Annotated in this window: 16 protein-coding genes; 4 read left to right on the forward strand and 12 right to left on the reverse strand. The window is 47.1% G+C overall.

The genetic code is table 11. The annotated features are described in order from the left end of the window. Together QZW82_RS30665 and QZW82_RS30670 are read left to right on the forward strand one after the other, a co-directional pair. A partial coding sequence (locus tag QZW82_RS30665) for an IS1 family transposase (RefSeq protein WP_293155774.1) occupies positions 1 to 186 on the forward strand: 186 nt, incomplete at its 5' end. Next, entirely contained in the window at positions 149 to 439 is a 291-nt protein-coding gene (locus QZW82_RS30670; RefSeq protein WP_293157669.1) for a hypothetical protein, read from the forward strand. The genes QZW82_RS30665 and QZW82_RS30670, both read left to right, overlap by 38 nt. Positions 440 to 487: 48 nt before the next feature. Here QZW82_RS30670 and QZW82_RS30675 read toward each other — a convergent pair whose 3' ends face one another. From QZW82_RS30675 to QZW82_RS30685, 3 genes are all read right to left on the reverse strand, one after another. After that, positions 488 to 1048 carry a Uma2 family endonuclease gene (locus QZW82_RS30675; protein ID WP_293157672.1) on the reverse strand — a complete coding sequence of 187 codons (561 nt, stop codon included), beginning with the start codon at positions 1046 to 1048 and terminating at the stop codon, positions 488 to 490. A 180-nt stretch (positions 1049 to 1228) separates the two neighbouring features. Then, entirely contained in the window at positions 1229 to 1789 is a 561-nt protein-coding gene (locus QZW82_RS30680; protein ID WP_293157674.1) for a Uma2 family endonuclease, read from the reverse strand. 91 nt (positions 1790 to 1880) lie between these two features. Beyond that, a complete protein-coding gene (locus tag QZW82_RS30685) occupies positions 1881 to 3317 on the reverse strand; it encodes a DUF3370 domain-containing protein (protein ID WP_293157703.1) in 1437 nt (478 codons plus the stop codon). Between the two features lie 149 nt (positions 3318 to 3466). Here QZW82_RS30685 and surE point away from each other — a divergent pair, with 149 nt between their 5' ends. After that, positions 3467 to 4144 carry a 5'/3'-nucleotidase SurE gene (gene surE / locus QZW82_RS30690; RefSeq protein WP_293157677.1) on the forward strand — a complete coding sequence of 226 codons (678 nt, stop codon included), beginning with the start codon at positions 3467 to 3469 and terminating at the stop codon, positions 4142 to 4144. Positions 4145 to 4623: 479 nt separating this feature from the next. Here surE and QZW82_RS30695 read toward each other — a convergent pair whose 3' ends face one another. The 9 genes from QZW82_RS30695 to QZW82_RS30735 all read right to left on the reverse strand — a co-directional run bounded on the left by QZW82_RS30695 (position 4624) and on the right by QZW82_RS30735 (position 16595). Then, entirely contained in the window at positions 4624 to 4746 is a 123-nt protein-coding gene (locus tag QZW82_RS30695) for a hypothetical protein (protein ID WP_293157680.1), read from the reverse strand. A 361-nt stretch (positions 4747 to 5107) separates the two neighbouring features. Beyond that, complete coding sequence (locus tag QZW82_RS30700) at positions 5108 to 6322, reverse strand: FAD-dependent oxidoreductase (protein WP_293157682.1); 1215 nt, start codon at positions 6320 to 6322, stop codon at positions 5108 to 5110. A 322-nt stretch (positions 6323 to 6644) separates the two neighbouring features. Then, positions 6645 to 8177, reverse strand: coding sequence for an NAD(P)/FAD-dependent oxidoreductase (locus QZW82_RS30705; protein ID WP_293157683.1), 1533 nt, complete (start codon positions 8175 to 8177; stop codon positions 6645 to 6647). 640 nt (positions 8178 to 8817) lie between these two features. After that, a complete protein-coding gene (locus QZW82_RS30710) occupies positions 8818 to 9309 on the reverse strand; it encodes a CRR6 family NdhI maturation factor (protein ID WP_293157685.1) in 492 nt (163 codons plus the stop codon). A 296-nt stretch (positions 9310 to 9605) separates the two neighbouring features. Beyond that, entirely contained in the window at positions 9606 to 11540 is a 1935-nt protein-coding gene (locus QZW82_RS30715) for a DUF3685 domain-containing protein (protein ID WP_293157688.1), read from the reverse strand. A 53-nt stretch (positions 11541 to 11593) separates the two neighbouring features. Beyond that, positions 11594 to 13834 (reverse strand): hypothetical protein, encoded by a 2241-nt coding sequence (locus QZW82_RS30720; protein ID WP_293157691.1) that lies wholly within the window; start codon positions 13832 to 13834, stop codon positions 11594 to 11596. A gap of 653 nt (positions 13835 to 14487) precedes the next feature. Beyond that, positions 14488 to 14952 (reverse strand): Fur family transcriptional regulator, encoded by a 465-nt coding sequence (locus QZW82_RS30725; RefSeq protein WP_293157694.1) that lies wholly within the window; start codon positions 14950 to 14952, stop codon positions 14488 to 14490. 234 nt (positions 14953 to 15186) lie between these two features. Then, positions 15187 to 16134 carry an Hpt domain-containing protein gene (locus tag QZW82_RS30730; protein ID WP_363318767.1) on the reverse strand — a complete coding sequence of 316 codons (948 nt, stop codon included), beginning with the start codon at positions 16132 to 16134 and terminating at the stop codon, positions 15187 to 15189. Positions 16135 to 16340: 206 nt separating this feature from the next. Continuing rightward, positions 16341 to 16595, reverse strand: a complete 255-nt coding sequence (locus QZW82_RS30735) for a hypothetical protein (protein WP_293157697.1) — start codon at positions 16593 to 16595, stop codon at positions 16341 to 16343. Between the two features lie 194 nt (positions 16596 to 16789). Here QZW82_RS30735 and QZW82_RS30740 point away from each other — a divergent pair, with 194 nt between their 5' ends. Next, complete coding sequence (locus QZW82_RS30740; protein WP_293157700.1) at positions 16790 to 17317, forward strand: DUF1345 domain-containing protein; 528 nt, start codon at positions 16790 to 16792, stop codon at positions 17315 to 17317. The last annotated feature ends 123 nt before the right edge of the window (positions 17318 to 17440 follow it).

Here is a 17440-nt window from a genome sequence, read left to right on the forward strand (position 1 = left end):
ATTAGCAAGACTTATATGACCAGAGTAGAAGGGGAAAATACAAGACTAAGGCATTATCTAGCTAGACTACATCGCAAGACTCTTTGTTATTCTAAATGTGAGGAAATGCTCAAGCATTCTATTAAATTATTAATACATTACTTGAAGTTTGACGATATTCCCATTCCTGGAGCATTCATACCTTGATTCAGCAACGCCCAAAAATAAAGGCAGCGACATTGCTTCGATCGATCCAGAAACAGGTGAAGTGGTTCGACTTTACAACCCTCGAAAAGATCGCTGGGCAGACCATTTTCAACTTCAAACTGAAAGTGGTACGATCGAACCTCTAAGTGCGATCGGTCGAGTAAGTGTGTATTTATTGCAAGTTAATCGTGCAGAATGCCTGACTCAACGCAAGCTATTGAGCAAAACTCGATCGTTAACAATACCCGATTAATCGATCGCGTTCAAACCACACCATAAGCTTATCTACTTCTATATCGCTCTAACCCAAAATAAAATCAACGCTTACTTCAAACTCAGGAAAAGCTAGCGGCGCAACCATTTCTCCCCGCTCAAACTTTTTCATTGAAGTATAGCCATTTGCCGTCGGACAACGGTAAACTTCTAAACAATTAACTTCCAGATCCCACAACCATACTTCTTGAATACCAGAACGAGCATAGTTAGGTACTTTCACATTGCGATCGAAATCAACAGTGCTATCAGAAACTTCAATTAAAAGCAATACTTCTGATGGTATTGGATGTGCTGTTTCGTAGTAGTCAAAACAAAATTGCAGCAAGACAACATCCGGTTGAGGTTCGGTACGTTCACTTAACTGAATTGGGTTTTGAACATCCAAAATAGCACTTTCTTCTGGAAGTTGGCGAAACTGTCGGATCAGTCGCCGCACACAAGTTGCATGACGAGTACCAATTGCAGCCATTTGAACAATTTCTCCTTCTATCAATTCTACTCTGTCATCTTCACCCAAAATGCCAGCCTCGCCCATGAGGTGATATTCTTGCACTGTAAATAGCCGTCTTTGCATCTGAACAGACATAACTATTCTCCTTATTCGGCAGTTAGCCTAAGTTCACTCTTTTTACTTATAATATTCTAGAGCCTTTCTCAAAAAGATGAGGTATAACTGACAGCTTACATAACCACCAAACTCAGAGGGCTAAAGCCCAACAACATACCTCATCTTTGTGATAACCGCTATATCTATTTTTAGATAGCTCTAACCCAAAATAAAATCAACGCTGACTTCAAATTCAGGAAAAGCTAGCGGTGCAACCATTTCTCCCCGCTCAAACTTTTGTATAGAAGTATAGCCCTCTGCCGTCGGACAACGGTAAACTTCTAAACAATTCACCTCAAGATCCCACAACCAGACTTCTTGAATACCAGAACGAGCATAGTTAGGTACTTTCACATTGCGATCGAAATCAACAGTGCTATCAGAAACCTCAACTAACAACAAAACTTCTGATGGTACTGGATGTGCAGTAGCGTAGTAGTCAGCGCGAGGTTGTAGCAATACAATATCCGGTTGAGGTTCTGTACGCTCAGTTAACTGGATCGGGTCTTGAACGCCTAGAATAGCACAGTCTTCTGGAATCACGCTAAAACGGCGGTTCAGGCGCTTTACACAACTTGCATGACGAGTACCAATTGCAGCCATTTGTACAATTTCTCCTTCTATCAATTCCACTCGGTCATCTTCACCCAAAATGCCAGCCTCACCCATTAGGTGATATTCTTGCACTGTAAATAGCCGTCTTTGCATTTGAACAGACATAACTATTCTCCTTATTCGACAGTTGTATAAACTTTATCATTGTTGCCAGTAAGATTCAACCTACTGGCCGCCCTAACTCAATCACCATCAACTAATTGCTCGATCGCACTGTCAGCACTTGCGGCGGCGTCGCATCCGGCGGATACAAGAAATCTACCTGCACCAAACGGCGTTCCCCCGGCTTCAGGTTCACATTCACCAAAGCTTCACCCTGCTGTCCCCGGCGCTGGACAATGTGAATGTAACGCGTCAAAGTCTTACCCGTATCATCATTAAACATCACCCGCACCGTACCTCGGAAAAATATTCGATTTTCCGGCGGATCGTAAAACATCAATCCAGCCGATTCAGTATTTGCCTTGATCGGTGTTTGCATTCTAATGCTGACAGATTGCGACTCACGAGACTTATTATAAAGCGGAAAAGTTAAATTGTATTGAATCCCGTAATTACCGTGAGCAAAATAAGCAGTATCGGGATAGCGAGCTAACATTTTAGCGCTTTGAATTTGACCCGTCCCAAAAGTACCCGTATCAGTAGTGCTCAAAGCATAGGAAAATGATTCGCCGCGCTTGGGAACGGTTAAATAATCGGTTCTCGAATTGTCAGTAATTTTAGCTTTCCACTCGGAACCTTCAGCGACTCCGGCCACGCGCCCGTAAATTTTTTGCAGTGGATTTTCGCCTCTGGGAGTTGGAGCCAAATCTCTCGGCCCAGCTAAACCTTTCGTGTTTAAAATATTTTCCCACTGTTCTAAAGTCGGATATTGCTCGACTCCTTCTTTGGTTTGAGGAGCAAACATCGCTAAACTAGCAACATAAACCGAATTGCTGCTCGAAACTCGCATCAAAGTCGATCGCCCGTTAGAAGAAGGCGTGACATTGCCCACAGGTATCGGCAAATTCATCAGCATTCGGCTCTGATTGCCCGGAATTTCGATCGCAGCAGGCAAAATGGCTTGTCTGTGCCCCCGCAGCACATCGCTGGTGATGCGGCTGCCAGGCCCCGCAAACACAGTGCCGAATCGATTTTCTAAATACGACGGCAAATCGACAAACAAAGCATCCGGGCGAGTTAAATAAGTCGCTCCTTGCAGGATATTTAAAGTAACAGGTTCCGAGTTGGGATTGTGAACAATTATGCCTTGAAATAAGGTGCGAGTTTGGGCGCGATTTTTAGCTTTGGCGATGTGGTGGGCGAAGATGTCAAATCGGCCTTTGAAGGCAAAGTTTAAGTGTGCAGAAGGTACTTGTTTGGATTCCTCGGGAAATGTGGAGAGCAAAATGCCTTCGGTTTGTACAACTTCGGGGCTGTTGCTGTTGAAAACGGGGATGCTGTCGAGTTTTCCCGGCAAAACGCGCACTTGCTGGGGCACCGTCACAGTTTTCAGCGGGGCGGTTGTCTGCGGTTGTGGTGGTAAATCCAGTTCGTTTTCCGGTAGCGGGACTTCTCGCTGAATTTGGATGACTTGTTGACTCGGAGGTTTCGGGATTGCTTGAGCTAAGGGTAGAATTGGTAACAAAAACATAGCTGTGAGCGCGTTTAACTGAACTTGCAAATTGCTTTGACGCAAAGCAATCGACACAAAACTTTACCACAACTAGGTTGACATTTCCTTGAGTTTGGGAATTTTAGGTCAATTTTTGCGGATATAGTCAAATTTAGGACAAATTTTCAATGACGATAATTTTAACCAACGACGACGGCATTGATGCTCCGGGGATTCAGGCACTTTTGCAGGCTGTAGAGGGCAAGACAATCATGGTTGCCCCTCAAGGGCAATTGTCTGGCTGCGGGCATCAGGTGACTGCTCACAGTCCGATTCATGTCGATCGCCGATCGTTCGTCGAGTATGCTGTAGGAGGAACACCCGCAGACTGCGTGCGGATTGCTCTCAATCACGTTTGTCCAAAACCGGATTTGGTACTTTCCGGGATTAACGCCGGCGGCAATTTGGGCGTTGACGTGTACATTTCAGGTACAGTTGCTGCGGTGCGGGAAGCAGCCATGCACGGTATTCCTGGCATCGCAATTTCCCATAGAATTAAAAGGCCGCTGGAAATTGACTGGGATGTCGCGACTCGCTGGACATCGCGGGTGTTGGCCGATTTACTGAGTCGGGAATCAAAGCCGGGGTGTTTCTGGAATGTGAATTTTCCGCATTTAGCGCCGGGAAGTGCGGAACCGGAAATTGTGTTTTGTCGCCCTTCAACTCAGCCGCTGCCTGTGGTTTACCGCCAAGAGGGAGAATACTTTTATTATGTCGGAGAGTATGGCTCGCGCGATCGAACTGCGGGAACTGATGTTGATGTCTGTTTTGGCGGTAATATTGCGGTGACTGAGATCTCGCTGTGAGGGATTAGGTAGGGTGGTTTTATTCTCATACCAAAAGTATCGCTCAAAGGTCGGCTCGCCCTTGCCCCAAGGTATGTAGTTGCGCTTGGGCGCTATACGCTCATATTAGGAAATAGCGCTTTCATCGCAACTACGTACTTCAGATTAAAGGTTCTTAGCTTATACTATAAAGAGCGCTTTCATCGCAACTACGTACCTCAGATTAAAGGCTCTTTCCTTAATATTATAAAGAGCGCTGAAGCGCAACTACGTACCTAAATTGTCTGACGACAATAAAACCGCACATATAGCCTAAATATAATATTTTATTGCTCAATTACCACAATCAACCAATCTGATGATTGCGAGCATTCTCTGCGGATACGCTCTAATAATAAACCCGTTTTCGGATGAGCCAAAAACGGGATAGTTGTTAAATAAGTTGAACCTTGAGAGGAATGACAATCGAACAAAATTAATTGCCATCCCTAGAATGGTAGCTATCTCTCCTTCTGACCGTCCCTGCTACCAAAATTTTTATTGTCATCCTTCGGCTTAGCAACACCATCAGGTTGTTTTTTTGGCTTTTTGACTTCTTTGTTGCTTTTTCTCTCTTTTGACATAATCATTCCTCAATTTTGACTCAAAAAACATCGATAGAAACCTCTGCCTAACTGCAAGTAAAGAAAGTTGCCCGACAGACAGGTGCGATATCGTGTTCGGTCAATTAGCCTTAATAGAATAAGTTTGTAGTCAGGACTTAATTTTTCAGCATTTTCTGAGGACTTAACCCACTACAAACTTATTTTACAGTGTTTTCAGCGGACACGAGTTTACTTGCTGTTAGTATCGTATCATCTTTGGTAGATTATAAACTATGTTTTGCACTCCTAGCATCTACTCTTAGGCATATCCATAAATTCCTCATGTGTAGAATGTCGGAAATTACTTTATTTCCTAGAGTTTGTAGCATCAACGTTCCACTCAGCCGATTAATTTTGCGACTCGCAAAGCAGAGGTAATCGCTCCTTCGTGCAAGCCATCCCCCAAATAAGCTCCCGCATGATAGGTATTGTTCTCGCCGTTAGTCTCGATAACTTCGTTTCGGTATCGAAAAGACTCGACGCTATACAGTGGCGTGTGATGTTTTTGAATGTGAATAATTTGGTTTTTGTCGATCGCCTCCTCCAACTTAAACGCTAAACTGTACTCTCGCGGCGATGTGATACCGCAAAGCTGATTCAAGCTCGCATTGTAGCCCCAGCCGCTGTCCGTCTCGAAAAAATCGAATTCCGATAATTTGCGAATACCGTAGCGATCGTACATCGAAGTATCCGAATGCAGCACAGTTGTGGCATAATTGGGTTTCCAGGCCGCAAACCGCTTCGTTTCCGCCTCCGTCGGGTCAGCCAACAGCCTCATCACTTGGTCTGGCGGCATCGCAAAAACCACCTTATCAAATTCCTGAATTTCCCCATTGGTCAGCACAATTTTTACAGCACCAGCACTTCGGAAAATCTTGGCAATCTCCACATTCAGCAGTATATCCCCTTTAAACCGCTCCAGAATCTTTTCAATGTAAGAATAGACCCCCCCTTTAATCCTCACCCAATTCACCGAAGCATATTCGCGCAGCACCGGCATCGCCAATTCCGCTGGAAAATCGTCGAGCAATTCAAACGGTATCGAGTAGCTGTACATCGTCAGCAACTTCAGCCAATCATTGCGGATGCACGACTTTTTTAAACTATGAGAAAGTGGCATATCGTAGAAATCGTGCTGTTTGGCAAACCGCATTTTTAGCAGAAATCCAGCCGAACGAGCATAGAGACTGTCGAGTTGCAAATACTCAATCAAGCGTTGCATTCCCGTAAAATTTTTTTGAATAGCAACCGCCGACAAAAAGTGACCGCCATCTTTAAAAAACAGCGCTGAACCAATCTGCACAGGTTCTAATTCAACGCCTAGCTCCTGCATTAAAGCCACGAAATTGTAAAACACAGTGGGAAATTCCAGCACCCCATTTTCTAATATTTCATTGCAATCAGATTGATTTGGCAAAACATTTTTATTGAGCGTCCGAATGTGTCCGCCTAAAATCGGCTGACTTTCCAACACAGTGACGTGGTGTCCCTGTTTGTTGAGCCAGTAGGCTGTAGCCATACCGCTAGCTCCGCCCCCAACAATTGCAATTCTCATGGTTCTCTCCTAAATTGATAGAATGGAACATTAATCATCGAATGCTTAAGAGCTTAAAAAAAGTTTGTAGCAAGGAATGTAAGTCCTTGATTTCTCTCGTTCTTAGGTTGGCTCCGATTCCCCCTAACCCCCGTGAATCAGTAGGTGGTTTTATCATCAGGATAGCAAATATAAAACTACCAAAAGTATCGCTTAAAGATCGGCTCGCACTTGGGCTAAGGTATGTAGTTGCGCTTCAGCGCTCTTTATAAATATTAGGAAAGAGCGCTGAAGCGCAACTACGTACCTAAAGCGATTTCAATCGCCGAGTAACGAATTATTCCTAGCCTAAAATCGCATCGCCGGACAAACGTTGATAAAGCAGCGCCCCCGTCCAAAATGTCGGCGCAAAGCCTGGATAGCCCGAGGATGCGTTGCAGAAATAGAAATTGTTGAGGGATGTTTCGTGATTTAGCCGATCGACTCCCATGTTTTTTGGCGTCAGGGTAGAACCGTAGGAATTGCCGTTAGGACACCAGCAAAAGCGCTCGTTAGTCGTAGGACTTCCGGTGATGTGAAACACCATGTGTTTGCGGAAATCTGGAACATAGTGTTTTTCTACCACGTCTAAAATTGAGTCGAGAATCTCTTGTTTCTTCTGCCTGTAAGCTTTGCGGTCTGTCTCCCAAAGTTGTTTAAAATAACTGTAGTTAGCCACAGTCAGAAATTCTACAATTTGACAATCTTCGGGACAATCGGGCCGCGCTTCGGTGAGTAAAGTCGGCGTTGTAATCGCAAAACTGGGTCGAGAAAAATCATTTTTGTCATACATTTGAGCAAAAGCTTCATTCAGATCCAAATGTTCGGAATGAAACGTATTCCACTTGCCAAAGCCGTAGTCTCGCAGGTCGATATCTTTGACAACGCAGTACACCATGTAGTTGGATGCAGAATACTCATAATCGAGTTTCCGCCGCACTTTTTTTGAGAACAGTTCCTCACCAATCATCTTGGCGGCTCTTTTGGGGTCGAGGTTACAAATCACCGTGCCGCCCGTGAATTCATGGGTTTGATGCGTGGTCAAATCCATCGCTTCAACTCCCGTGACAGTTCTATCTGTCAGCCTGAAATTCGTGACTTCATGGTTTAGTAAAACTTTCCCGCCGTTGGATTCAATGACTTTAACTAAAGAATTGATGACATCTTCAAAATGCTGCGTCGGATAAAATGCACCTTCTTGATAGCCTCGAAACAAAGCAATCCAAGCATAGAAAGAAAGTTGGTTAGGAGGTAGCAAAAAGTCCGGCCATTGCAGAGCTAATAAAGTTTGGGCGGCTTGCGGGAGTTGGAATTTATCGAAAACGTCTTGGAGTGTGCTGTTGAGGTGTTGGACGGCGCAGAATACGTCACCGAAATTTTTGATTAATTCAATTGGTTTGACGGGAGGAGCGAGTTTTCTGAGTCCCGCGCCGGTTTGCTCGACTTCGTTGACGAATTTGCGAATTCTCTCGCTGGCTTCGGGAAACAGCGCCGACAATCGCCGGATCAGTTCCTCTGCTTCCGAGGGAATATCTAGCGCATATCCGGGCATTCTCATATGGTCGTAGCCATTCGGATCGTAGCGCTCAAAGGTGACATCGCGATCGAGACCGAGTTTTTTGAGGACTCGATTGACTGTATGCCCTTCGCCGCAGTCCCAAACGTAGTGGAATTGGGCATTAAACGTGTATTTTTTGGCCATTGTAAAGGTGTGCCCAAAGCCTCCGGGATGCTCGTGAGCTTCCAGGATGTGCACGATTTTGCCGGAGTTGGCCATCAAGGCTCCGAACACCAGTGCTGATAAACCACTACCGACGATGAGGTAATCTGTTTTCATGGGATATTTCCTCGATCGATTGAATCGGGCGATCGTTCTATTTTTAGGCTAACGCTCAATTCTGAGGAAATTCTGAAGATGATTTCTTATAGCCCCCGGCGATTGGAAATCGCGGCTACAAAAACGATGTCCACCTCCGTGGACGAAGAAGGTATTCGGAGATGGAAAATTATCAAATAAAATCTTTAACCCACGGAGGTGGGTTTGGTTTGTGTAGACGCGGTTTCAACCGCCGGGTTTCTCTCAATCAAACGGAATCTAGAAACCCCGGCGATTGGAAATCGCGGCTACACAAACGATGTCCACCTCCGTGGACGAAGAAGGTATTCGGAGATGGAAAATTATCAAATAAAATCTTTAACCCACGGAGGTGGGTTTGGTTTGTGTAGACGCGGTTTCAACCGCCGGGTTTCTCTCAATCAAACGGAATCTAGAAACCCCGGCGATTGGAAATCGCGGCTACACAAACGATGTCCACCTCCGTGGACGAAGAAGGTATTCGGAGATGGAAAATTATCAAATAAAATCTTTAACCCACGGAGGTGGGTTTGGTTTGTGTAGACGCGGTTTCAACCGCCGGGTAACTGAAATACGAGGTGATTGGAACCAGTTTCAACTAACCGCCGATTCATCCAGGAAATCACAAACCCGAATAAGGCACGATGACATCAAAAAAAGCATCATCCAAATCGTAACCAAACATCTGCGACATTGCCATCAACTTCGATTTACTAGGAATTCCCTGCTGGTTCAACCAATCAGTCAACACAAAAATTTTGCTCATCAAAAACATTTCCAAAGCTTCAGGATTGTACTGAATGCCTTGGGTGCGGTGGAATTGGTGCGGCACTAACATCGCGGCATACCGGGCCAATTCTCCGGCTTTCCAATCCAGCAAAAATGGCAGCCAAGGATAACAAGCATCCAACCGAATAAACCACAGCCGCACTTCGGGAAGTTCCGATATTTCTCGCGGATCTAATTCTTCGCGCGGATACTCAATTTCAAATTGTACCTGTTGTTCGTTTTGGGCGATCGCTCCTTCGGCCAGCCACTGTTCAATAACAGTCCGCACCGGAGACAAATCTAAGCTGTTTATGCGATCGGCATCAATCGCTATCATAATACTCATAAAATGTCAACCTTATAGCATTAAGTAAGTCATTATTTATAGTACCACCAATTAGCTCGCTCCCGGTAAATCAACCGCAATAAAAAGGTTCGTAGTGAGGACTTTAGTCCTTCTGATTGCGGACTGAAGTCCTCACTACGAACAGGTTGGTTGGTAGTGAGGACTTTAGTCCTTCTGATTGCGGACTGAAGTCCTCACTACGAACAGGTTGGTTGGTAGTGAGGACTTTAGTCCTTCTGATTGCGGACTGAAGTCCTCACTACGAACATTGTAATCGTTAATTTTTTCGCAGAATATCAGCCATTTTTTCCAAATTTGGTATCCTGTAAAGAATTACCAATACCCTGGATAATTCCCCGCCCGATCAAACCAATTCCCCGCCCTATAACTTGAGTCAAAACGTAAACAACAGCAGTACCCAACAGCGAAATAACCGCGCGAACCCTAGGTGCAATCGCATCCCGAGTTTCTAGCACCAAAGTTAAAGCCAACTGCCACCCAGAAAGCTGTGCTAACTCCAGATTTCTTGGAGCATAAATAGAAATTCTCTTAATTCCAGAATCAGCCAAAACAAACAGCCAAAACCTGCTTTCAAAAATAGCTTTCGGTTCTACAAAATAGCTATCCCAGCGATACTTCCACGATAAATCATTCCGAAACCGCTCAATTTCTCGTGTTGAAATTAACTTGCCATCGTAAAAAGTTTGCTTGATTTCCTCAATATCTGCAAAATTATTGAGCAGAGGCTGCACGACTCCGCTAGCAACTTGAATTACCAAATTTTCCAACAAAGCTTCAGCTCGCTGCATCGCTTGCGGGCTGCCAGCAACACAAGAAAGATTGTCAACTGTGAGCGGAATTTCAAATAGCAAATGTGCAAATAAATCAACAGTCATCGGAATTTTGTTAAGGATTTCTGTGGCAACTGCTGTTTCATCTGCCAGCAGCACCGGCACCACTTCTACGCCGCTGCCGCCCCATAAATTAGCAGCGATTTCCCCTTGACTTTCTGGCAGTAGTTTCAAGCTTGTTTGACTGCTGTCAACAACCAGATTTTCTCCCGTTTGCAGCGTATAGTATCTGCCAAAAAAATCTACGATTGTCGCTTCCCACAAATCCCGCAAAATAGCAGGCATTTTTTCCGAAAATTGAGTTTGCTGCACTTGCCCCAAGCGCAATTCCTCCAGCAACTCCCGTAACTTCCGCAGGATGGAACTCATCAATTCGCGCTGTTTTGTCGATCGCAAAATATCGATTTCCAAAGGCACGCCAGTCAAATTGACCATATCAAACTGCAATTTAGCAGCCACCGAGTCAAACAAGCTGCCTTGCCAATTATTTGCCAGCACCAAAGATTGACCCGAACCTCGGGAATTCGTGACTTGCAACTGAGAATTATCCCACAAACTCTCCCCTCTTCCTTCTCCCGTCTTTCTTCTCCCCTCGGACTCTTCCTTCTCCCCTCGGACTTCTTCCGACTTCCCTGGGACTTCCAATAACTGACTGACAATCCAACGAGCAGCCAGCAATTCTCGGCGGCGCCCTCTGACTACAATCCCATCTAAAATAGTGGCTAAGTCTGTCGAATCTGCCACTTGGATCTGTTCCAAATCAGCTTTAACACTTGCCAAAGCTGCATCTATTTCTCGCAATCCAGACACACAAAAATAAGCCAGAATTTTTTTTTGGACGGGCGTCTCAACTGTCAAACTCTCAGCATTTTCTTCTGGATTGGCTGGCGAATTTTCTATTGTTTGAACCGTCGCTGAATTTAGCTCTATTTGAGAGTTAGCTGGCGTATCTGTCGGCCAATAAGTGCCGCCAGATGCTACCACCCGAATAGCTTCTATTGTCTGGGAAATATCTCTATCTTTAGGACAATAGCCCTTCGCACCCGCAGCTTGTAACTGCCCCAACTGCTCCGGTGCGAGCGGCCCACCTAGGAGCAACAGCGGTAGGTTGGGGTACAAATTTTTGAACTCGCCACAAACTGCCAGAGTCTGTATGAGACCCGATCGCAAACTTAACCTCTCAACAGCCAAAATTACCAAATCAACGGGCTTCTTGGCCCAGAGAGAGGCGGTCGATCGAGCTTCCAGAACCTCCAACGCCTCGGTTCCCGTGACCACATCTGCGACAATTTCCAAATCAGGATACTGCTCGCAGGCGACTTTCAGCCCCAGTCGGAAAATGGGGTCGGGGTCGATCGACAGCAGTTGCAAATTACTCACTCGATTTTACATTTTTGATGTGAGATGTTAGACGCGCCTCCACAAAAACCGAATTACTCGGGGATCAAATTAGCATCAGGAGGTCCAGCCGGCTGAGGAATCGAAGGCGGCGGTTCCGGAGCCGGAGCCGGAGCAGGTTCCGGAGCCGGGGCTTGTTGTCTGGCGGGCGGATAGTAAGGTTCCGGCTCCCTCGCGGGCGGGTAGTAAGGTTCCGGCTCCCTCGCGGGCGGATAGTAAGGTTCCGGAGCCGGAGCCGGAGCCTCTTGTCTGGCAGGCGGATAGTAAGGTTCCGGAGCCGGAGCCGGAGCTTCTTCTCTGGCGGGCGGATAGTAAGGCTCCGGAGCCGGCGCGTACTCTTCCTGTCGCGGAGCCGGCGCGTACTCTTCCTGTCGCGGAGCCGGGGCGTACTCTTCCTGTCGCGGAGCCGGCGCGTACTCGCGAGCGGGCTCCGGCGGCGGCGCAGTGTTGGCTCTGAGTTCGGCACTCCAGCGCCCGATCGCACCTGCGGCCTCAGAGTGCAGCGCCCTACCGTAACCGACTTGGGAAGCCATATTAATCGCCGCCGACAGACTACCTTGAGATGCTAATTCCGCAGCTCGATCGAGAATCGGACGATCTTGAGCAACTTGCAGTTCGCTCACCCACTGATAGACATTATCCTGAGCTTTAGCGTAAAGAGTCCTACCGCTTTTAATTTCCGAAGCTTTGTCAATAGCCGCGCTCAGTTTTCCTTGCTTGGCCAGGGCGATCGCCTCATCTAAAAAAGGCTGATCTTGAATAACTTCTATGCGTTTCGTCCACTGAGCCAGGAGAGTTTGCGCCTCTACTCTGCGGGGACGGTTTTGAGAGATTAGAAGTACCTGAGCAATGCCCCCCTTAAGTCCTTCAACCGTTCCCGCTGCTGTCAACTGCTTCGCCAGGTTGAGAAAAGCTTGGTCTTCGATCCGCTGAATTTCGCGGCGCCAAGTAGCCACCAAAGTTTGAGCGTGAACCCGCCGCGGCTGACGCGGCCCGATGGTTTGCGCTTGCTCGATCGCCATCTGAAGCGCCCCGATTTGACCGAAACTGGCGATCGAGCTTGCCACTTGCAGCCGCAGCAAATCTTGAAACTGCACCTGTAAACTTTCAACTTGCACTTGAGCCTGCTTGTACAGGGGTCGGCCCGGAGCAATTTGGCTAGCAGCTCCCTGCCCTTCCAGCAAAGTAAAAATATGTTGTGCCAGTGGCGTCGATACCGACTGGTTCCACATCACCGCCTGAGCCCTACCCAACTGCATCAAATCTTGAGCTTCCGCAAAAAGCGGGGAATCTTGGGGCACCACAGAAGCAGCCTCGATCGCCCCTGGGAGGTCTTTCCCCTTCAACCGCTTAGTCGCCATTGCCAGCAAAGTCCGGCTCCAGCCCTCAATTTCCTTTTCTGCTTTACCGCGGGCAAAAAGCTGCGGGTCTATTTTGCGAGCCAGGACGATCGCCTCAGCGAACTTTTGGGGAGTTCCCTCCTGCGCCAAATTTCTAGCCTCTTGCAAGCGCTGCCAGCCGTTTCTTTCCAGAGAAATTTGCTGGATCAGCTCGTTGTAGCGCTTCTGACTCCAGAAAATATTTTCCAGCTTAAACAGAGCTTGAGCGTAATCCCATGCCTTCCTCAAATCCTCACTTTTCAAAGCTGCTAGCGCTGTATCGTAGAGTTTTTGCCCCTCCTGCCAATTTTTTTCCCAAGCAGTCACAGCATCCTGTACCTCTGGGTAAGACGGACTGGTTTTCGGAATTTTCGCCACAATCGCCAGAGCGCCCTTCAAATCGCCCAGCTCAATTTTTGCCCTGGCAAATGCGAGCATGGCTTTCGACCATTCCCCGATCAAATGTTGGCCCTGCGAGTATAGTGGGTGTTCTTTCGGCCAAGCCTGCACCAGTCCTATTGCCGCTTCTAGCTGTTCTAGCTTGCCCGATTTAGCAGCTTGCTGAGCGCAGTAAAGTCGCTCTCCGTCCGCCGCCAATGGCGACAGTTGCTGGCAATTCGGTGGCGGCGGCATCGTCAGCAGCCACAGAAATGCAGCGGCACCCGTTACTCCAAATCCCACCAGGAGACTCAGCCAGATCAGTTGCCACTGCCAAAAAGTTCTTTTCCCCTCCCTCGGCGACGCCGTGAGGGAGGAACTCGCATCGCCTGTCGCCTCTGCACTCAACTGTGCCGTCGGTTTGGGGGATGGGTTGTATTTGGGTGGTGTGTGGAATTGGTCAGATTGTCGTCTCGCCATTACTTCAGCCTGTCCTGTAATGCGCTCTCTGCGTGACACTCCCACATCAAATCATCGATTGCGATGTGGGCTTCAGACTCCTGTTAAGGAGATCTAGAATTTCCTTCAAGGTACTTGCAATTTTTCCCTTTACGGCGTTTTGTAGTGAGGTTCGTGTCTAGCCCCACTGCTTGCTTCCAAGTATTTTAGGCTCAAGAAGCACGTAAATCATACCAGGTATCCAACAATTATTCACTGCTTCCGGTGCTGTTTAGCTGAAAAAACAGTAGAAAGCCCTGTCAGTCTAGCGATTTTCGATTTTCTTTTCTTCGATTGTCGATTTGACTCCACAGATAAATTTGGCAGGGTTCTGAAAATGTTGCTACACAAAATTTCGATCGATTCGGGCCAACTAAAAAATCAAGCGCGTATTAAACCCGGATTTTGTTTCAGCTTTTACGTGTAGCGGGTAGAACTATTTTTTTGCTTAATGCTAAATTTTATTTCTCGATCGGCACGTTGGGCGATCGAGTTTCACTCTTAAGGTACGTTGTTGGGCTTTAGCCCTCTTTACACATATCTATAAAGAGGGCTAAAGCCCAACAACGTACCTCGGCCCGATCGAGCAACTATCAATACTTGGAATCATTTTATACCTTGAACAGCCACAGCAAAAATATCCCTTTTGCTTCTAACAGTGGCTGCCTCATCATTTACGAAGCTTTTGGCGTATCGCTAGCAGTTGATGCTGCCGTAGCTGACTCTGCCGATCTATATCCGTAGAAATCTATCCGGTAGTCTACAATTTTGACACCTGTTTGCAGTTGGATTTGTTCAATCAAGTCGATCGGCAATTCCACATGAACGTCGAGAATCTGAGCCGTATCCAGACAATTGACATGAGAGTGAGAGTCGCTGACATTCCCGTACAAGCGTCCTTCCGAACGTTCGATGCACTCAATAATCCCTTCTCTCGACAAAGCTTCCAGATTTTGATAAACAGAAGTATGACCGATCCCCTTTGCTTGTTGGTTCAGGCGATCGTAAATTTCGCGAGCCGAGAGGTGTTCTTTTGCATCCCACAAAAGCTCTAAAATAAATCGACGCTGGCGGCTCAAGCGCATTCCCATCGCCTGACAGCGGTTTAAAGCATCTTCTAATGAACGAATTGGTTTCACAGCTACCGCCTTCTAAAGCCTGCTCGATTTTTTATACTGGTACAATACATTGCACGCCGATCTATATATAGCTTAATTCTAACGCAGGGTTTCCCAAGACTAGAAGCTAGAGGGCAAAAATCTCCAAGATAGCGAATTCTCGATCGTTGCCGGATTAGCCCGCTGCCAGCACGCCTCATAAAATTCTCCTTCTCAAAAATATTGCCTTAACTCTATCTTCCGGTGCAACAACTCCTAGGAAGAGGATTTAATGGCGTGAACCAGTAACTTGGCAATTTCTGAGAGTTGCTTTTTGTTGAAGGTTTTGAGCAAAAGCTTGACTACCGCCTTCGGTTCGGCGGGAAGTGCTACTTCCTTCGACGCGGCTGCTGGGGCTGCGGTCGCGCTTACCTCTGCTGGTTTTGGGGCTGCTACCAAAAGTAGCAAATTTTTACTCGGAGCGATCGTCTTGACTTTCCCAGTTTGCACCAAATCTCCCGCATCCTTGAGCTCTTTGATAATCAGCGGAGCTAGGACTTTATAAGAGTTTTTGGGATTGACGATCGCCCCTCTAGCAGTTTTAACTAAATTTTGCCAAGGCTCAAATTTAGCTCCCAACTTATAGAGTCGAGCGCACACAGCCGCCAACTCCTGACGGCTAGCAGCAGATTCTTTCTGCTTGAACACCTGCAACATCTCTTTCAGTAAAACCATCACTTGAACAGCAAAATTCGCCGGCGCGGCGCCCGCTGTTGGAGCCGCAACGGGTGCACGAGTTCCAGCAGTAACAACCGCCACAACTTTGCCCGCCGCCAAGTTGTTGAGATGAGTTTCCAGTTGAGCAAAAACTGGCATCACCTGCTGGACGAGTTTTTCTCCCTCTTCATTCCTCAAGCCAAAAGGCCCTTCCAGTCGCGCCAGCAAGTCTTTAAGCGTATCAACTCCCTTTAAAAATAGAGATTCTGCCGTTTGGTCAACCTGCTTGACTGGCCCATCCTTGAGTACCTTAAAACAATCTTCCAAGCGGTGAGCGGTTGTTTTAATACTATCCAAGCTGAGCATAGCCGCCCCTCCTTTCACAGAGTGGGCGGCTCGAAACATCTCCTGGACCATTTCGGGGTCTTTCATTGTGGACTTCAAATCCACCAAACCATTTTCTAGAGTATCGAGGTGCTCCTTAGCCTCCTCTATAAACAAACGCATTATTCGATCTTGCTGATCTGACACGACAGTCCTCCTAACAATCTCAGCCCCCTCCAGAAAGCACCCTCTTCGCGGGAGGAAACGCGACTCCCGCCCAGAGTCGGAAGCTCCCATGCAAAATATTCTAGCCTGCCTCAGCTTGCAGGCTGACAATACTCTTGTCGGCGCGGTTTTAGCTCTCTTTCCTGGTGGGCTGGAGGTTGAGGCTAGAGTTCTGAGGGAGTGTCTGGAGCGATTTCAATGCCCATTCCTTGTTTGATCCTCTGCTGATCCGTAATCAAGTCGTTCAATTCCTTGACTTCGACGCCGATGTTTTGGCAAGCTTCTTTGAGTTCCCGCTCGAAGGTGTTGAGGTCGCTTCCGTAGCCGCAAAGCTCGGCGGCTGTGGTGATTCCTTGTTGGGCGTTGGCTTTGGCGCAGTCGATCAATTCAAGACCTTTGAGGGGTTGGGAGGATGCCATAATATCAAACCACTATTTATCTTTTGTCCCACTGTACCTAGAAAGTTGAGGTCGATCGATCTATCGAAAGGCATGAAAAATCCTGCCTGTAGTGCGTGTTGCCAATTCATAGCTATTTTTGGCGAATTGCCTGCCAAGATAGCAGTAGTTGGGATTTTCTAACCCTTACAGTGCCTAACTTACAGTAGATATTTGTGAAAAATGTTTCTCAATCTAAAATGCACTGGGTGTGGAGCCTCCGTCACCGCCTGTTTGTATCTGTTCTGTTTGCTATGGCAGTTGCTGTTTTCCTGCCGCCTGACTATATCCCCCTGACTCGGACGCTGTGCATTTGGAACGCGGGCGCTGTCAGTTTCCTGATTTTAACTTGGATGCTGATGCTGCAAGGCACTCCCGAATTGATGCGCCACCACGCTCAGCAGTTGGACGCCGGCCGCTTGACAATCTTAAGTACCATCCTCGCAGCCGCTTGTGCTAGCTTATTGGCGATCGTCTTCCTGCTGCGGGATACCAAAGGCCTGCCCCCAAATTTGCTATTGCTGCACTTGGGGCTTTCTGTGCTGACAATTGTTGGCTCTTGGATGCAGGTACACACTATCTTCACCATGCACTATGCCCGCAGCTTTTACAAAAACCGCAGCAAGCAGCACGGCAGCTACTCCCAGGCGGGAGGTTTGGATTTTCCCGGCGACGACGAACCAGAATACAAAGATTTTTTGTAATTGCTCAACTAGGGGAAAAAATGGAGCCATCAATAGAGAGAGCTTGTTGAATAGATTGATAAGCAGTTAAACCCTGACGCTTGCCAGTATTAACAACCGAACGAACTGCTGCAAACAAATCTC

Source organism: Microcoleus sp. bin48.metabat.b7b8b9.023, assembly GCF_013299185.1.
In the GTDB taxonomy this organism is placed as follows: Bacteria; Cyanobacteriota; Cyanobacteriia; order Cyanobacteriales; family Microcoleaceae; genus Microcoleus.

Excerpts from the sequence above, each read along its gene's own strand:
- surE (WP_293157677.1), top strand. The coding sequence starts at position 3,467 with ATGACGATAATTTTAACCAACGACGACGGCATTGATGCTCCGGGGATT.
- QZW82_RS30695 (WP_293157680.1), bottom strand. The coding sequence starts at position 4,746 with ATGTCAAAAGAGAGAAAAAGCAACAAAGAAGTCAAAAAGCCAAAAAAA.
- QZW82_RS30705 (WP_293157683.1), bottom strand. The coding sequence starts at position 8,177 with ATGAAAACAGATTACCTCATCGTCGGTAGTGGTTTATCAGCACTGGTG.
- QZW82_RS30680 (WP_293157674.1), bottom strand. The coding sequence starts at position 1,789 with ATGTCTGTTCAAATGCAAAGACGGCTATTTACAGTGCAAGAATATCAC.
- QZW82_RS30730 (WP_363318767.1), bottom strand. The coding sequence starts at position 16,134 with ATGCGTTTGTTTATAGAGGAGGCTAAGGAGCACCTCGATACTCTAGAA.
- QZW82_RS30710 (WP_293157685.1), bottom strand. The coding sequence starts at position 9,309 with ATGAGTATTATGATAGCGATTGATGCCGATCGCATAAACAGCTTAGAT.
- QZW82_RS30700 (WP_293157682.1), bottom strand. The coding sequence starts at position 6,322 with ATGAGAATTGCAATTGTTGGGGGCGGAGCTAGCGGTATGGCTACAGCC.
- QZW82_RS30685 (WP_293157703.1), bottom strand. The coding sequence starts at position 3,317 with ATGTTTTTGTTACCAATTCTACCCTTAGCTCAAGCAATCCCGAAACCT.
- QZW82_RS30735 (WP_293157697.1), bottom strand. The coding sequence starts at position 16,595 with ATGGCATCCTCCCAACCCCTCAAAGGTCTTGAATTGATCGACTGCGCC.
- QZW82_RS30675 (WP_293157672.1), bottom strand. The coding sequence starts at position 1,048 with ATGTCTGTTCAGATGCAAAGACGGCTATTTACAGTGCAAGAATATCAC.